The following is a 17052-nucleotide window of genomic DNA, read 5'->3' on the forward strand; positions in this document are numbered from 1 at the left end:
ATAAGGATGGAAATATTGTAGGAGTTCCGGGATATACAGGATATCTTGCATTTTGGGTAAATCAGGAAATTATGGATGAGGTGGGAATCGAATCCATTGATACAAAAGAAGATTTCATGAAATACATGGAAGCAGTTTCAAAAGATGGACGTTTCGGATACGGCGGTTCCTGGGAAAAGACATATGCATCTAATGAAATTGCACAGTTTGTAAATATGTTTGGCGGTGACTACTTCGACTGGACAAAAGAAGAAAATAAAGAAGCAATTCAGTTCCTTCATGATCTGGTTGCCAACAAAGAAACACCTGTTGATCAGATCGCAGATAAATATGATCAGATGAATCCAAAAATCAATGATGGCAAATACGGATGCTGGTTTATGTGGGGCTTAGGTACGGATTATGCAAAGGCAGATATGCTGGGAGCTGACAAGATCCACATGGCAATGGTACCTGATTTCAGCGGCAATGGAGAGCGAGCAATCTTTACAGATTCCTGGAACTATGTGCTGAACAGTGCATCCAAAAACAAAGATGCAGCCATTAAATTCCTGCAGTATATGGCAGATGAAGGTGGAATGGAAGCATCCTATAAAGCATTTGACAGATATCCTGCAAGAAAGGATGTTGCAGAAAAAGTTGTTCCGGATACTGATCCTGCAAAAGAAATGTACAGCCAGTATGCAGAAGAGTGCAACGTACAGGGACGTCCGCTGGTAGCACAGACAATGGAGTTCATCAGTGATATGGGAACTATCTTCCAGTCCTGCATGAAAGATGAGATCACAGTAGATGAGTTCTGTAAAAAAGCACAGGAAGTCGTTGATACATATCAGTAAAAACGGTATTCGTTTAAAGTCTTTTGAAATACTGACACATAAAAACTGACATAATAAATGAAGGTATAAAGCAGAAAAATCTGCTTTATACCTGTGCTTAAAGATATGAAGGAGGGAGTACCTGTGACAATCAGTAAAAAATCAATGAAATGGATTCCGTGGCTGTTGGTGTTACCTGTGGTTATTATTCGTGGATTTACGACTTTGTATCCGATTTTAATGACAGTTAGAAATAGTTTTTTTGATATTAAAATTCTGTCCGGAATTAATGAATTCTGTGGAATTCAGAATTACCTGAAAATTTTTTCAGATCCCAAAGTGCTTACATCTATACGTTTTACAGTGATTTTTGTAGTAGTATCAATGATATTCCATGTAATATTAGGCGTAGGTCTTGCTCTGATATTAAATATGAAATTTAAGGGACGTCGTTTTCTTCGTACGATTGTACTGATTCCCTGGGCAATGCCGGCAGTTGTTGTAGGTATGGCTGCAAAATGGGCATTTAATAATGATTATGGTCTGATCAATGACTTTATCAGATTGTTTGTCCATGGATACCAGAATAGCTGGCTGATCAATACAGGATCTGCAAGAGCTGCTGTAATTGCCGTGGATCTGTGGAAAGATCTTCCGTTCTTTGCGATTCTTGTATTATCCGGTCTGCAGTTTATTTCGGGTGATATCTATGAAGCCGCAAAAGTAGACGGTGCAAATGGAATCCAGTGTTTCTTCAGAATTACATTACCGTTGATACTGAAAAATGTACTGACTTTATCTATTCCATTTACTTTATGGAGACTGACAACCTTTGATATTGTATATTCTATGACTTCAGGTGGTCCTGGAGAAGATACGGCACTGATCGCATACAGAATCACGACAGAGGCGTTTACAAATCTGAATGTCGGTTATGCATCTGCACTGGCAATGTTACTGTTTGTTGTAATGGCAGTATTCAGCTGGCTGAATATACGTGTTATGAACAAGATTGATAACTAAAGGAGGAAATACCATGAAAAAAGATTCAAGAAAATATAACATATATCATGGTGTAATGGCAGGTGGAAGATGGGTACTGTTTGCAATTGTCTCATTTATTATCCTGTTTCCGGTATACTGGATTTTTATTTCCTCTATTACACCTTCCGGAGAATTATTCAAAACACCGATTGATTATCTGCCGGATCATCCGACACTGGAAAGCTATAAGTTTCTGATCGAGAACGTAGGACTTTTATCAAAAGTGGGAAATACAGTATTGATCGTAGGTCTTACACTGGTTATCAGTACTGTACTCTGTGCAATGGCTGCATACGGATTCTCACGTTTCACTACAAAAGGAATCAATATTGCTTTTGCATTTATTATTGCAACTATGTTAATTCCTGAAGTTGTTACAGCAAGACCATTATATGAGTTCATGCAGAAAGTAAAATTATATGATACATATCCCGGACTGATTTTGCTTTATATCAGTACTGTTATCCCATTTACGGTTCTGATTCTGAGAAACTTTGTGGGGGAAATCCCTATTTCACTGGAAGAGGCAGCAGCGATTGACGGTGCAACTTTTTCACAGAGACTTTTTACAATCGTATTGCCTCTTATGAAACCTGCAATCGCAACTGTATGTATTATCAACTTTATTACCTGCCTGAATAACTTCTTCACACCGTTGTTTTATTCAAATGGTATTCAGGTTCTTTCCGTTTCCATTGTACAGCTTCCACTGCGTGACAACATGTATGGAGTTCCGTGGGATCTGGTAAGTGCAATGGGATGGATTATTCTTTTACCGATTATTATTTTTGTTGCAGTCTTTGAAAAACAGATCATGGATGGTATAATGGCAGGAGGAGTAAAAGCCTGATTATCTGAATGCTAAGAATATTGGAGGAAAACATTATGTATCAGTCATTTAAAGGTGGACTTGGTGGAATTGCTCTGGCAAAACATGGAAGAAGCCGTGCAATCAATGCAGAGAATCCACATGGAGAAAAAGGTAAAGGTGGAATGGCAGCGAGCCATCTGGGACCGTCCAGAAAAGGAAGTCCCTGCCTGAATGATATTGAGCCAGGTGCAACTGTAACTCTTGCAGAGATGGAAGGTCCTGGTGAGATCAATCATATCTGGATCACAGTGGATAATAAGACAACCGATGCAGATTGTTTTGTATTGAGAGATCTGGTCATCCGTATGTACTGGGATGATGAGGAAACACCATCTGTGGAAAGTCCTCTCGGAGATTTCTTTTGCTGTGGTTTTGGAAGAGAGTGTATTGTAAATTCTGTCCCAATGGCAGTGGTGCCAAGCAGAGGATTTAACTGTTACTTCCCGATGCCGTTTAAGAAAAAAGCAAAAATTACTCTGGAAAATCAGCATGCAAATAAAATTCCGGCATTTTTCTATCAGGTAGATTACTGTCTGTATGATGAGCTTCCGGATGATATTACTTATTTCCATGCACAGTGGAGGCGAGAGCGACTGACAGAGAAGCAGAAAGATTATACAATCCTTGACGGAGTAAAAGGAAAAGGTCATTATGTAGGAACTTATATTGCACTTACCACACTGGAACGTTACTGGTGGGGCGAAGGTGAAATGAAATTCTATATTGACGGTGATGATGAATATCCCACAATCTGCGGAACCGGAACAGAAGATTATTTTGGAGGCTCCTGGAGTTTTGCAAAGCAGGTGGACGGAAAGACTGTGGAACAAAATTATAATACACCATATCTGGGCTACCCATACTATTCTGCTCATGATGAGCTGATCCATAATTTCTATCATAATGATGACTGTCCGCCGATGAGAGGTTTCTATCGCTGGCATATTCAGGATCCGATTTGTTTTGATGAGGATCTGCGTGTGACCATTCAGCAGATTGGAGTAGGTTACAGAGGATTATTTGAACGTCAGGATGATGTGGCAAGCGTGGCTTACTGGTATCAGACACACCCACATGCACCGTTTGCACCATTGATGTCAAAAGAGGACAGATGGCCAAGATAAAAAACAGAGGTGAAATGCTTGAAAAAAAGTGTTGTAATTTTCATAACTGCAGTATGTTTGCTTATTACAGGATGTGGAGATACGGGGAGCTTATCTAAGCTCCCCTCATCGTCGTTTCACGAAGACAAACAAAAGCTGACAATCATGCATATTGATGCAGATAATAAAAGATTTCAGGATTTTATCGAGGAAACAGAAAAAAAACTTGATATGGAAATCACTGTGGAAAAATGTCCGTCCAATGCGGATAATCGGCAGGCAAAAATATCCACGATCCTGGCTTCGGGGGACAAAAATATTGATTTGATTTCCGTGAATGATGAGATGATTTCTGAGTTTAAGCATAAGGGATATCTGGAACCACTGGAAAAAAACGTTATGACAGAAGAAGTAAGAGACAGCTTTCCGCAGAAGTATCTGGAAAGCATTTGTGAAGAGAATGGACATATATATTCTGTCCCTTTTCAGATGGATATTATGATGTTCTGGGTAAATCAGGAGTTGCTGAAACAGGCAGGACTCGATGAGATAAAGAATACCGGTGATTTTGATATTCTGCAGAAGAGTTTGAAAAATCCGGATCAGTACGCTTATGGAGATGCATGGGAAAATACACATGTTTATAACAGTCTTTCGCAATTTGTGAATTTCTGGGGTGGCGATTATTTCGACTGGACTGATCCGAAAACCAAAGATGCAGCCAGATATATGAAAAGTATGCTGGATGAGAAAAATACATCGCCTGCACAGTTTGTAGATCAGTATGAGCAGATGGAAGAGAAATTTATCAGGGGAAAATATGGATGTGTTTTTATGTATACGAGTGCTCTGGGTACATTTCTTGATGCTGATGTATATGGGAAAAATAAAATACATATGGCACCGCTTCCCGTGCTTCATAAGAAAAAAGCCACTAATATTGCAACCTGGCAGTATGTTTTGAACAATGCTTCAGAAAATAAAGATGCAGCTGTCAGATTTCTTCAGTATGCAGCCGGTTATGAAGGCAGTACTGAATATGCAAAAATAATGAAAAGTTATCCTGCCAGAGTGGATGTGATCGAAAATGAGGATATTGATCTGGAAGGAATAGATATGATACGGAAATATCTCCGGGAATATACATTGAATGCACGTCCGTTATGTGAAAATTCCATGGGTGCTGTCTCAGATATGGGAAAACTGTTTCAGGGATATGTTCTTGGGCAATGTGAAGAGGACAGTTTCTTTGAGCAGGCACAAAATTGTATAAATACTTACTATTAAAAAGGCATCTTCGGATGTCCTTTTTAGTTGCGGATTTTTGATGCCGGATTTATAATAACAATAACAATGACAACAGGAGGCAGCTTCATGCAGAATCAACAACCATCAACTTTAAAGGAAATACGTGTCCATGGTACGCAGGACTTTCCCTGTGCATTTTACCAGACAGGAACAAGGATAAAAGGGAATATGGTGAAACACCACTGGCATGAAGAAGTAGAACTGCTTTATTTTTCGGGTGGAGAGTTCTGTCTGGAAGTAAATATGGAACGTTTCAACATTTCAGAGGAATGTTTTTATTTTATTAATCCCGGGGAACTTCACAGTATTTCTGTTGAAAAAAACGGCGGCTGTGTGGAAAATGCGGTGGTTTTTCATATGGATATGCTAAGCTCTGCATATGCTTTGGATCAGATTCAGACGAATCTGATCCAGCCGGTACAAAATGGCAGTATCCAGTTTCCGAGATGTCTGCGAAAGAATGAACCGGCATTTGAACCGGTAAGAAAATCTTATGAAGAAATCCGTAATGTATTTGGAGGAGATTCTTTTCGGGAGAATTATTATGACGGCGAGGCGGTTACGGATGATATCACCCGACAGTTGTTTATCAAATCAGCGCTGCTTCGGATTCTGGCAGTTCTGTCTGCGAATAATCTGTTTGAGGTAACGGAGAAGAATCATGACCACAGAATTGAGACGATCAAGACAACACTGACTTACATACAGGAGAATTACAAAGAGAAAATCTATATACGTGACCTTGCAGGACTGATCGGGATGAATGAGCAGTATTTCTGCAGATTTTTCAAGAAGGTGATCGGGCGTTCGCCTATGGAATATGTGAATGAGTACAGGATAAAAAGGGCCATTCATTATCTGAAGGAGTCTGATCTTACAGTTACGGAAATCTGTCTGGAATGTGGATATAATAATCTGGGAAATTTTCTGAGAGAGTTCAGAAAATATACGTCAACAACGCCGTTGCAGTACCGCAGACATTCATTAAAAGAAACACAGTAAATAAGAATATCGGTAATATAAAAAAGTCAAAATTTTGTATTTTTTTATCAAAAAAAGATAAGACAGAAGCCTTGGATTCTGATATAATTGCCGTAAATGAAAAAGAGACCTTAGGCGCTAAAGGTAAGAGGTATAATACCGGGGACAAAGCAGACAATAGCGCCGGTTAATAAAAAACACAGGAGGATTTTTACAATGGTAAAGAAATGGTGGAATGAAAAGGTTGCTTATCAGATTTACCCGAAGAGTTTTTATGATACCAATGGAGATGGAATTGGAGATCTGAGAGGTGTTATTGAGAAGCTTGACTATCTGAAAGATCTGGGAGTTGATATTATCTGGCTTTCCCCCTGCTACCGCTCTCCGTTAGCTGATCAGGGATATGATATTTCAGATTATTATGATATTGATCCTCGCTTCGGAACCATGGCAGATATGGATGAACTGATTGCTGAGGCTAAGAAGAGAGATATGTACATTCTGATGGATCTTGTTGTAAACCATTGTTCTGATGAACATGAATGGTTTAAAAAAGCATGTGAGGATCCGGATGGTAAATATGGTAATTTCTTCTATCTGCGTGACAAGAAAGAAGGAGAACTTCCAACTAACTGGCGTTCTTATTTCGGCGGACCTGTATGGGAAGATCTTCCAGGAACAAATAAACAGTATCTGCATGTTTTCCATAAGAAACAGCCCGATCTGAACTGGGAGAACCCGGAAGTAAGGGAAGAAGTTTATAAGAATATCAACTGGTGGCTGGATAAAGGTCTTGGTGGATTCCGTATTGATGCGATTATCAATATCAAGAAAGCACTTCCGATGCATGACTATGAGCCGGATCGTGAAGACGGTCTTTGCAGTATCAGGAAGATGCTGAAAGAAGCGAAGGGAATCGGCGACTTCCTTGGCGAGATGAGAGACCGTACATTTAAGAAATACGATGCATTCTCTGTCGGTGAAGTTTTCGATGAGAAGGATGAAGAGATTCCGGATTTCATCGGCGATAATGGATATTTCTCCAGTATGTTTGACTTCGAAGAGACTATCTGGGGGGCATCTGACAAGGGATGGTATGACTGCAAACAGATTACTCCGGATGCCTACAAGAAATGTTGCTTTACAACACAGAGAAAAATTGGTGATATCGGATTTGTTTCCAATATTATTGAAAATCATGATGAGCCTCGTGGTGTCAGCAGATATATCCCGGAAGGTGACTGCTGTGACGCAAGTAAGAAGATGCTTGGCGGTCTGAACTTTATGCTTCGCGGACTTCCTTTTATCTATCAGGGACAGGAACTTGGTATGGAGAATGTGAAGTTTGAATCTATTGATCAGGTAGATGATATTTCCAGTCTGGATGAGTATAAGGTAGCTTTGGAAGCAGGATGTACACCTGAGGAAGCACTGAAAGCTGTTTCCAGATTCAGCCGCGATAATGCCAGAACACCGATGCAGTGGACAGATGGTGAGAATGCAGGATTTACGACAGGTAAACCATGGCTGAAGGTCAATGCGAATTATACAAAGATCAATGCAGAGAGCCAGATGAATGATCCGGAATCTGTGAGAAGTTTCTATAAGAAACTTATCGCACTGCGTAAGAATCCGGAATACAAAGAGACTGTTGTTTACGGAGAACTGGAACCTGTATGGGAAGATGTACATAATCTGATGGCATACTATCGTAAAGGGGATAAGACTCTTCTTGTAGTTGGTAATTACCAGAAAGAGCCACAGACCATTGAACTTGCAGGAGAGTGCAGGAAGGTTCTGATCAATAACTATGACAATGTAGCTATGGATGGAAATAAGATTGAACTGCAGGGTTATCAGTTCCTTGTTATTGAGATGTAGCAGAAGAAAAAAGAACGGAAATCCAGGTATGATATGTACCTGGATTTTCGTTCTTTTTGTATCTATGAATTATAGCAATCTTCTCATAGCAATCCTCGTAAATAATGCATATTGCTCCCGGCTCATCGGAGCGTGAAATCCCGCGACAGATATCCCTGAGTGCCTTATAAAGCTGAACCGTCATCGGAGGAATCATCTTCAGGGGGATTCAGAAGCTTTACGCTGTCACGTACTACAAGTCTGACCGGAAGAGAAAGGTTCGTTGTTTTTGGATTCCAGCCATCGATCATTTTGAACAGATATTCTGCGGCAATGGTTCCGCGCGTAAAGATATCCTGGTGAATAGTGGTAAGTGAAGGACAAGCAAGCTGCGCATACAGATTGTCGTCAAATCCGGTGATGGAGAGATCTTCCGGAAAGCGGATCCCTTTGGCTTTGAGATATTTCATCAGGGTAACTGCGTAATAATCGGAACAACACATAAAGGCAGTGAACTTGTGTGCGACTGCATAAATCTCCTCCATACTTCCCTGGCGTTCATATTTGGAAGGGCGGATCACAATCAGATTATCCAGATCAATATCCAGTCCGTATTCCTGAAGTGCCCGCTGATGCCCGGTGTATCGGATATAGTCTACACCTTCCATATTGTCGGCAAGAAATGCGATTTTTCTGTGACCGCAGTCAAGAAGATACTTTGTCATCAGGTATCCGCCCTCTTCATCGTCAAGACCGATATTAACGTATCTGGCAATATTCTTTGGAGTGTAACTGTCGATAAGGACAGCAGGTTTTTTGTACTTACTTCTGATTTTGAGATAATCGTCGTGGAGCATACCGATGAGAATCAGTCCTTCAGTGTTCCAGCCTACTATATTGCGCACAATTTCTTCAATATCTTCAGAAATATAAATCATCATATAATACCCCTGCTCACGAATAGCAGATTCCAGAGCTCCCAGCAGTTCGCCGTGAAATGGATCTGTGAAGATATTCTCGTATTTATCCTTTCGCCTTTTTAATACAATTCCGATGAGTCTGGAATGGTTCTGTGCGAGATTTTTTGCATTCATATTTGGGACGTAATCATATTCGTCCAGAAGTTTCTGAACTTTCTCAGCAGTTTTCTGAGAAACTTCGCTGGTTTTTCCATTAATGACATTTGATACTGTGGTGGTACTGATTCCAAGCATCTCTGCCATTTCTTTAATTGTTATCATGTGAGATTCACCTCAATACAAAAATATATAAATATATTATCACATTGGGACATGAAAATGCAAGTGTTGCACAAAAAAGTTTGAATAAAATAAAAGAAAATTGTAACTGTTGCTCATAAGTCATTTGGGAGAGAGCGATAATAATTAAAAAATGCAAAATATAAGGCTGCCGTCAAAAAATATCTGACAACAGCCCTACACGGAATATTATTTCTGGATTACGATTGCTTCGTAAGGTCTGAGAGTGATTTTATGGTTTACTTTTGCATCAATGTAATTGGAGATAAGAACTTTTCCGTTTGTAAATTCTTCAGGAAGCTCTACTTCACGTGTATTCTCGCTGAAATTGCAGTATACGATCAGTTTTTTATCGCCAAGTGTACGGATATAAGCGTAGATATCCTTGTCATCATCAAGGATCAGATCATAGGTACCGTATACGATCAGTTCACTTTCATGGCGGAGCTTGATCAGTTTCTGATAATATTTGAATACGGAATCTTCGCGGTTAATCTGATCTTTGGCATTGATCTTAGTGTAGTTCGGGTTTACCATAATCCAGGGGTTAGCTGTGGAGAAACCTGCGTAAGCACTGTCGTCCCACTGCATAGGGGTTCTTGCATTGTCACGTCCCTTATAACCGATTGCTGCCATCATGTCCTCTTCGGTCATCTTACCCTGTTCGGTTAATTCGTGGAAAGCATTGATACTTTCAAGGTCGCGGAAGTTGTCAAGAGTGTTAAACGGGCAGTTTGTCATACCCAGTTCCTCACCCTGATATACATAAGGTGTACCCTGCATCATATGGATACATGTTGCAAGCATTTTTGCAGAGATTTCTCTGTATTCGTCACTGTCATTGCCGAAACGGGAAACGCTTCTTGGCTGGTCATGATTTTCCCAGTAGAGACTGTTCCATGCAATATCCTGAAGACCTTTCTGCCAGCGTGTAAGGATTTTTTTCAGGTTGCGCAGATCCATCTTTCTGGTTGTCCATTTGCCGGCTTTTTCATCACTGTCAACATCCATATGCTCAAACTGGAATACCATGTTCAGCTCTTTTTCATCGCTTCTTGCATATTTCTTTGCCTCTTCCAGAGTAACACCTGAGCATTCGCCTACAGTGATCGTGTCAGCATTATTCAGTGCTTTCTGACGCATTTCCTGAAGGTATTCATGTACATGAGGACCGTTTGCGGATACATTGAAGGTTGCATAGCCGTTAATTCCAGGTTCTTTGTCAGGAAGCCCCGGCTCTTTGGAGATAAGGCTGATAACATCCATACGGAATCCGTCAACGCCCTTTTTCAGCCACCAGTTCATCATATCGAAAACATCCTGACGTACAGCAGGATTGTCCCAGTTCAGATCAGGCTGTTTTTTGGAGAACAGGTGCAGGAAATACATATCTGTTGTCTTGTCGTATTCCCATGCAGGACCGGAGAAGCAGGAACCCCAGTTGTTCGGAAGGCTTCCGTCTTCTTTTGCAGGACGCCAGATGTAGTAATCTCTGTAAGGATTGTCTGTGGATTTGCGGCTCTCGATGAACCATTTGTGTTCATCAGAGGTATGGTTTACAACCAGGTCCATCATGATTTTGATGCCTTTTTCGTGAGCTGTGGCAAGCATACGGTCGAAGTCTTCCATGGTTCCGAATTCGTCCATGATCGCCTGATAATCACTGATATCATATCCGTTGTCATCATTTGGTGATTTGTAAACCGGAGAGAGCCAGATTACGTCAATTCCAAGCTCTTTTAAATAGTCAAGTTTGCCGGTGATACCGTTAAGATCACCGATTCCGTCTCCGTTGCTGTCGCAGAAGCTGCGAGGATAGATCTGATATACGACGCTTTCTTTCCACCATCTTTTTTCCATTGTAAAGACCTCCTGATAATATTATATTTTAGTACGTTTGATTTGAGTGAGAATTATGTGAGCTGACTATAACAATCCTCTCAATACGCATTATTTACGAGGATTGCTGTAAATATCTTTTGCCCCTGATAATTTATAGCAATTTCATAAATTACTGCAAACAATCCAGCCCATCATAGTGTGAAGTCCTGCGTCAGATATCTTTGCCGTGCATCAGCACGCCTGCAGGTATCTTCCTTGTCCTTCACACTCTGCTGAACTGTCTTGATTGCATTATTTTATGGAATTACTTTAGAATTTGTGTATAGTTGTATTGTATAAATATATAATAAATACTTTATGGAAAAAATGCTTTCGATATTTTGACGGATTTATGTATTATTTTGACTTTTTGACAAAATATAGAATTGATGTAAGTAAATCCCATGCTTCAATTGCGAATATCCGATTGCCAATCCTGTAAGACATATCGTGAAGCGTATTGCTGAGAACGGAGGTTACTGTTCACACACCACTGTCCCGCGAGGTGTTTTGGCATGAATATGCCAAAATCCCGAGACATACAAGCCCAAATTCCATTGCCGCAGGCAATCTGGAATGAATTTTGGCTACGTTACTGTGAATGGAGTGAACAGTAACGATTTCGCAGTTTCGAAGTCTTGTATGTGATGGGTAAATATTGTATAGTATAGGTATTGGCATTTATAATGAGATAGAAGAAACGGCAGAAAATAAATATAATGTATAAGTGAGGAAGAATGAGAAGGATACAGATTATTGTAAATAATGGAGCGGGTACAGGGCGGGCGCACAGGGTATGGAATGAGACACAGTGTCTGCTTCGGGGATACAAAATAAAATATGAAGCCCATATGACCAGATATGAAGGGCATGCCGCGAAACTGGCTGAGCAGATTTCCCGGGTGAAGGGTGAAGAGCCTGTCTATCTGCTGGTGGTTGGGGGAGACGGTACGATCAATGAAGTCCTGAATGGTATTACTGACTTTGATAAGGTACGTTTTGGCGTGATACCCACTGGTTCAGGGAATGATTTTGGCAGAAATCTGAAACTGCCGAAAACACCGAAGGAGAGCCTGAGGGAAATCTGTGCCTGTATCAGAAAGGATCAGAGAGGTGAAGCACTTTACAGGATAGATCTGGGGCAGGTAAGCTGGGAAGGCTGTGAGAAGCCGCGGATTTTTGGAATCAGTTCCGGCCTGGGACTGGATGCACTTGTGTGTAAAAAAGCACTTCATTCCAGACTGAAACAGGTTTTAAACCGTTTCCATCTGGGTAAGCTTACATATCTTGCATTGACGGTGCAGTCTCTTTTTACCATGGAGACAGCCAATGCAAAGGTGGTGACAGAACATGGAGGCTATATTCTTCCGAAGATGATCTTTGCGGCAGCTATGAATCTGCCGGCAGAAGGCGGAGGGGTTCCTATGGCACCTCATGCATCGGTGCAGGACGGTCTGCTCTCGCTTGGCAGTGCATCCGGAATCGCCAAATGGCAGACTTTTTTCCTGCTTCCGTTTCTGGTTGCTGCAAAGCAGGAGCATATTAATGGTTTTACTATCAGAAATGAAAAAGGATTTCGCCTGATTCTGGATAAGCCAATGGTGCTCCATGCAGACGGAGAGTACTGTGCAGATGTGACGAGAGTGGAATTTCGGTGTCTGGAGAAGAAACTGTGGCTGCTGCATGAGCAGAAAGGGGATTAAAGTAAGACCTGAAACAATATAAAAAACAGAAAAACAGGAGTGTAAAGAAAAATGAGTTACGCAGATGATGTATTTATAAAAATGTGTCAGGATATCCTGGAAAACGGGACAAGTACGGAAGGAGAAAAAGTCCGCCCTGTGTGGGAGGATGGAACTCCGGCATATACGATCAAGAAATTCGGAGTGGTAAACAGATATGATCTGAGAAAGGAATTTCCGGCTATGACACTCAGACGTACAGCGTTAAAGAGTGCCATGGATGAGATCCTCTGGATCTGGCAGAAGAAATCCAACAATATCCATGATCTTCACAGCCATATCTGGGACAGCTGGGCAGATGAGAGTGGTTCTATCGGTAAGGCATATGGGTATCAGCTTGGTGTGAAACATCAGTACAAAGAAGGAATGATGGATCAGGTAGACAGAGTGATCTATGATCTGAAAAATAATCCGTTCAGCCGAAGAATTATGACCAATATTTATGTGCATCAGGATCTCCATGAGATGAATCTGTATCCCTGTGCATATTCCATGACATTTAATGTGACACAGACACCGGGGAACGATAAGCTGACTCTGAATGCAATCCTCAATCAGCGTTCACAGGATATCCTTGCAGCGAATAACTGGAATGTATGTCAGTATGCACTTCTGCTTATGATGATGGCTCAGGTATGTGATATGGAAGCAGGGGAACTGCTTCATGTAGTGGCAGACTGCCATATCTATGACCGTCATATTCCGCTGATAAAGGAACTGATCCAGAGAAAACCATATCCTGCACCTGTTGTGAAACTGAATCCGGAAGTGAAGGATTTCTATCAGTTTACAACAGATGACCTGATCGTGGAGAATTATGAGACATGGCCGCAGATTAAGAATATTCCGATTGCCGTTTAACCAAACTGTGGAGCAATTATCTGGTTATGAGCAAGTAGCGAATGCGGATGATTTTATTCGCCTGACTTAAATTGACAATATAAAATCAAGAGAGGAAAATTCAAATGAATGTTATCGTAGCAGCAGATAAAAACTGGGGAATCGGCAAGAACAACCAGCTTCTGGTAAGTATTCCGGCAGATATGAAGATGTTTCGTGAGGAAACAAGTGGAAAAGTAGTAGTGATGGGAAGAAAAACTCTGGAAAGTTTTCCAAACGGACTTCCGCTTAAAAACAGGATCAATATTGTGATCACATCCAATAAAGAATATGAGGTAAAGGGTGCGATCATAGTGCACAGCATTGAAGAAGCGCTGGAAGAAATCAAGAAATATCCGGCAGAAGATGTTTACTGCATAGGCGGTGACAGCATTTATGCGCAGATGCTTCCGTACTGTGATGTAGCTCATGTGACAAAGATTGACTTTGCATATGAAGCAGACAGCCATTTCCCAAATCTGGACGAAGATGATGAATGGGAAATTACGGGAGAGAGCGATGAGCAGACATACTTTGATCTGGAGTATCAGTTTGTGAAGTATGAGAGAAAGAAATAGAAGGAACAAAGCAGAGCCGGAAAAATCAGTGATGTAAAAGAAAAAATATCCCTCAGAATGTGTTTAAACTGATTCTGAGGGATATTTTTGTATAGTGGTATATGAACAGCAACAATTCTTCTGATATTGAAAATCGTTAACTGTCTGCAGTCAGCTGTTATTTATTCAATAACTTTCAGCCATCCTTCCGGAGCCTGGATACGTCCCATCTGGATACCTGTTAATGTGTCATAGAGTTTCTGGATAACCGGACCCATTTTCTCCATTCCGCTTGGGAAACAGATTTCTTTACCATGGTCAACAATCTTTCCGACAGGAGAGATAACTGCAGCAGTACCGCAGAGACCACATTCAGCGAAATCTTTCACTTCATCGAAGTATATTTCTCTTTCCTCAGCTTCTAATCCCAGGTATTCCTTGGCAACATAGATTAAGGAACGACGTGTGATAGAAGGAAGGATACTGTTGGACTTCGGTGTGACAACTTTGCCGTCTTTTGTAACGAAGATGAAGTTAGCACCGCCTGTTTCTTCTACCTTGGTACGTGTAGCTGCATCAAGATACATGTTCTCATCGAATCCGTTCTTGTGAGCATCTACGATTGCATGTAAGCTCATTGCATAGTTAAGACCTGCTTTGATATGGCCTGTTCCATGAGGTGCAGCGCGGTCGAAATCACTGACGCGGATTGTGATCGGTTTAGCACCGCCTTTGAAGTATGGTCCTACAGGTGTAGTGAATACACGGAACATATACTCATCAGCAGGTTTTACACCGATAACCGGGTTAGTACCCATCATATATGGACGAACATATAAAGTTGCGCCTGAACCGTATGGCGGAACATATGCTGCGTTAGCTTTTACAGTCTGAACAATTGCATCAACAAAACGGTCTTCCGGGAATACAGGCATCTCAAGTCTCTTTGCTGAGTTTGCCATACGTTCTGCATTTAAGTCAGGACGGAAAGTAACGATATGTCCGTCTTCTGTAGTGTAAGCCTTCATTCCTTCGAAAACTGTCTGCGCATACTGGAAAACACCTGCACATTCGTTCAGTGTTACATTAGGATCTGTTGTCAGTTCTCCGGCATCCCATGCGCCGTCTTTGAATTTAGATACATAACGATAATCGGTCTGTACGTAACCGAAGCCTAAGCTGCTCCAGTCGATATTCTTTTTTTCCATAATGAATCTTTCCTCCGTTCACACATATTTACAGTATTTACAAGTGTGATTACTGTTTATCTCTTTACCATTGTAAAACTTTTGTCTGCTAAGTTCAATGGGAAATTTTCAATTTTAATGAAAAATTGAAAAATCGTGTTACTGTTCACATACAGTAACAAAAAATCCGCCAGTCTTGTTTTTTATAGAGGATTTCGCTATAATATGGAATAGAAAATGGAGGAAAATATGAGCGAGAATTTTGATGAATTAGGAGAACTTGGAGACAAAATAAAAAAGATCATAGACACAGCAGTTTCTACTAAAGATTACCGCCAGATGACCGAGGATATTAAGCAGACGGTGGGACAGACTGTTAACAGCGCAGTAAATTCTGCTGTAGATTCCGGAAGCGAGGCAATCAAAAATGGTCTGAATAATGTATTTGGAACCGGAAACAGTCAGTCCGGTGATTCCGGGGTATACCGCAATAAAACAAAAGAATTTGAAGAAAAGCGCAGGCGGGAACGTGAACAGGAGCAGGAACGTCAGAGAATTGAGAAGGAGAAAGCAAAAGAGAAGATGCTGACTCTTTATGAAAGGAACACCGGGGGAAGAATGAAAGGTATGATGATTGCTGTTTCAGGTGGAATCCTTGCCAGTGGAATGGGACTGGGAACTCTGGTCCTTAGCATCTTTGGAGCGGTGGGGCATATGAGTTCCCTTGTGACCGGTGGAACCTGTTTTATGGCAGTCGGAGCTTTGACAGGAGTGGGACTTCTCGCAGGCGGCATTAAAAAACTGGGTAAACTGGAACGTTTTCAAAAGTATATTGACACACTGGGAAATCACACATACTGTAATTTTGAACAATTGTCAGCAGCAGTAAATAAGCCGGTGAAATTCGTTAAAAAAGATATTAAAAAGATGATTGATGACAGATGGTTCCGTCAGGGACATATTGATGAACAGGAAACCTGTCTGATCACCAGTAATGAGACTTATCTGCAATATACGCAGACGCAGAAGGCACTTGAGCAGAAGAAACAGGAAGAAGAAAAACATCAGGCTGAACAGGAGAGAAACAGAAAGAACACACCGCCTGAAGTGCAGGAGGTGCTGGATAAAGGAAATGAATTTCTGGATAAGATCCACAGGAGCAACGATGCGATTCCTGGAGAGGAGATTTCTGCAAAAATATCCAGAATGGAACTGATTGTGGAGAAGATTTTTGAACAGGCGCAGAAGCATCCGGAGATTATTCCGGATCTGAAGAAACTGATGAATTATTATCTGCCCATGACAGTAAAGCTGCTGGATGCATATGAAGAAATGGATCAGCAGCCTGTGCAGGGAGAGAATATCCAGGCATCCAAAAAGGAGATAGAGGATACACTGGATACACTGAATCAGGCATTTGAAAAACTTCTGGATTCTGTCTTTCAGGATACTGCGTGGGATGTTTCAAGTGATATTTCAGTGCTTCATACGCTGCTTGCACAGGAAGGTCTGACAGATGATGACTTTGCAAAAATGAAAAAGAATTGAAAATAAAAAAGGAT

14 protein-coding genes are annotated in these 17052 nt (G+C 41.1%); 11 read left to right on the forward strand and 3 right to left on the reverse strand.

The genetic code is table 11. The annotated features are described in order from the left end of the window. The 7 genes from AC075J_RS05925 to AC075J_RS05955 form a co-directional block, all read left to right on the forward strand. The coding region (locus tag AC075J_RS05925; RefSeq protein ID WP_476390138.1) for an extracellular solute-binding protein at window positions 1–839 on the forward strand (839 nt) is incomplete at its 5' end. A 105-nt stretch (window positions 840–944) separates the two neighbouring features. After that, entirely contained in the window at window positions 945–1841 is an 897-nt protein-coding gene (locus AC075J_RS05930; RefSeq protein ID WP_008705747.1) for a carbohydrate ABC transporter permease, read from the forward strand. A 13-nt stretch (window positions 1842–1854) separates the two neighbouring features. Next, entirely contained in the window at window positions 1855–2712 is an 858-nt protein-coding gene (locus AC075J_RS05935; RefSeq protein WP_008705746.1) for a carbohydrate ABC transporter permease, read from the forward strand. 35 nt (window positions 2713–2747) lie between these two features. Beyond that, window positions 2748–3857 (forward strand): glycoside hydrolase family 172 protein, encoded by a 1110-nt coding sequence (locus AC075J_RS05940; protein ID WP_008705745.1) that lies wholly within the window; start codon window positions 2748–2750, stop codon window positions 3855–3857. 144 nt (window positions 3858–4001) lie between these two features. Then, complete coding sequence (locus tag AC075J_RS05945) at window positions 4002–5123, forward strand: ABC transporter substrate-binding protein (protein ID WP_227194681.1); 1122 nt, start codon at window positions 4002–4004, stop codon at window positions 5121–5123. A gap of 87 nt (window positions 5124–5210) precedes the next feature. Further along, window positions 5211–6146 carry an AraC family transcriptional regulator gene (locus AC075J_RS05950; RefSeq protein WP_055057250.1) on the forward strand — a complete coding sequence of 312 codons (936 nt, stop codon included), beginning with the start codon at window positions 5211–5213 and terminating at the stop codon, window positions 6144–6146. A gap of 195 nt (window positions 6147–6341) precedes the next feature. Next, on the forward strand, window positions 6342–8006 hold the full coding sequence (locus tag AC075J_RS05955) for an alpha-glucosidase (RefSeq protein ID WP_008705741.1): 1665 nt from the start codon (window positions 6342–6344) through the stop codon (window positions 8004–8006). Between the two features lie 164 nt (window positions 8007–8170). Here AC075J_RS05955 and AC075J_RS05960 read toward each other — a convergent pair whose 3' ends face one another. Continuing rightward, a complete protein-coding gene (locus AC075J_RS05960; protein WP_022381100.1) occupies window positions 8171–9226 on the reverse strand; it encodes a LacI family DNA-binding transcriptional regulator in 1056 nt (351 codons plus the stop codon). Window positions 9227–9433: 207 nt separating this feature from the next. Continuing rightward, window positions 9434–11104 carry a glycoside hydrolase family 13 protein gene (locus AC075J_RS05965; protein ID WP_118330111.1) on the reverse strand — a complete coding sequence of 557 codons (1671 nt, stop codon included), beginning with the start codon at window positions 11102–11104 and terminating at the stop codon, window positions 9434–9436. Window positions 11105–11862: 758 nt separating this feature from the next. On the opposite strand from AC075J_RS05965, the gene AC075J_RS05970 reads away from it, so the two are divergent. From AC075J_RS05970 to AC075J_RS05980, 3 genes are all read left to right on the forward strand, one after another. Beyond that, entirely contained in the window at window positions 11863–12828 is a 966-nt protein-coding gene (locus tag AC075J_RS05970) for a diacylglycerol/lipid kinase family protein (RefSeq protein ID WP_022381164.1), read from the forward strand. Between the two features lie 51 nt (window positions 12829–12879). Next, window positions 12880–13728 (forward strand): thymidylate synthase, encoded by an 849-nt coding sequence (thyA, locus tag AC075J_RS05975; RefSeq protein WP_022381165.1) that lies wholly within the window; start codon window positions 12880–12882, stop codon window positions 13726–13728. A 104-nt stretch (window positions 13729–13832) separates the two neighbouring features. After that, complete coding sequence (locus tag AC075J_RS05980; RefSeq protein ID WP_008705726.1) at window positions 13833–14324, forward strand: dihydrofolate reductase; 492 nt, start codon at window positions 13833–13835, stop codon at window positions 14322–14324. Between the two features lie 161 nt (window positions 14325–14485). Here AC075J_RS05980 and AC075J_RS05985 read toward each other — a convergent pair whose 3' ends face one another. Next, window positions 14486–15511: a branched-chain amino acid aminotransferase gene (locus tag AC075J_RS05985; RefSeq protein WP_008705724.1), complete on the reverse strand. Its 1026-nt coding sequence runs from the start codon at window positions 15509–15511 to the stop codon at window positions 14486–14488. A gap of 228 nt (window positions 15512–15739) precedes the next feature. Between AC075J_RS05985 and AC075J_RS05990 the strand changes: the two genes are divergently transcribed. Next, window positions 15740–17038: a 5-bromo-4-chloroindolyl phosphate hydrolysis family protein gene (locus AC075J_RS05990; protein ID WP_118330110.1), complete on the forward strand. Its 1299-nt coding sequence runs from the start codon at window positions 15740–15742 to the stop codon at window positions 17036–17038. Window positions 17039–17052: the final 14 nt, after the last annotated feature.

The sequence above is a fragment of the Blautia sp. ZXY-1-C6 genome (genome assembly GCF_056339875.1).

Bases quoted from the DNA above. Each gene is read 5' to 3' on its own strand.
- AC075J_RS05930 (WP_008705747.1), top strand. From the start codon at position 945: ATGAAGGAGGGAGTACCTGTGACAATCAGTAAAAAATCAATGAAATGG.
- AC075J_RS05935 (WP_008705746.1), top strand. From the start codon at position 1,855: ATGAAAAAAGATTCAAGAAAATATAACATATATCATGGTGTAATGGCA.
- AC075J_RS05940 (WP_008705745.1), top strand. From the start codon at position 2,748: ATGTATCAGTCATTTAAAGGTGGACTTGGTGGAATTGCTCTGGCAAAA.
- AC075J_RS05945 (WP_227194681.1), top strand. From the start codon at position 4,002: ATGCATATTGATGCAGATAATAAAAGATTTCAGGATTTTATCGAGGAA.
- AC075J_RS05950 (WP_055057250.1), top strand. From the start codon at position 5,211: ATGCAGAATCAACAACCATCAACTTTAAAGGAAATACGTGTCCATGGT.
- AC075J_RS05955 (WP_008705741.1), top strand. From the start codon at position 6,342: ATGGTAAAGAAATGGTGGAATGAAAAGGTTGCTTATCAGATTTACCCG.
- AC075J_RS05960 (WP_022381100.1), bottom strand. From the start codon at position 9,226: ATGATAACAATTAAAGAAATGGCAGAGATGCTTGGAATCAGTACCACC.
- AC075J_RS05965 (WP_118330111.1), bottom strand. From the start codon at position 11,104: ATGGAAAAAAGATGGTGGAAAGAAAGCGTCGTATATCAGATCTATCCT.
- AC075J_RS05970 (WP_022381164.1), top strand. From the start codon at position 11,863: ATGAGAAGGATACAGATTATTGTAAATAATGGAGCGGGTACAGGGCGG.
- thyA (WP_022381165.1), top strand. From the start codon at position 12,880: ATGAGTTACGCAGATGATGTATTTATAAAAATGTGTCAGGATATCCTG.
- AC075J_RS05980 (WP_008705726.1), top strand. From the start codon at position 13,833: ATGAATGTTATCGTAGCAGCAGATAAAAACTGGGGAATCGGCAAGAAC.
- AC075J_RS05985 (WP_008705724.1), bottom strand. From the start codon at position 15,511: ATGGAAAAAAAGAATATCGACTGGAGCAGCTTAGGCTTCGGTTACGTA.
- AC075J_RS05990 (WP_118330110.1), top strand. From the start codon at position 15,740: ATGAGCGAGAATTTTGATGAATTAGGAGAACTTGGAGACAAAATAAAA.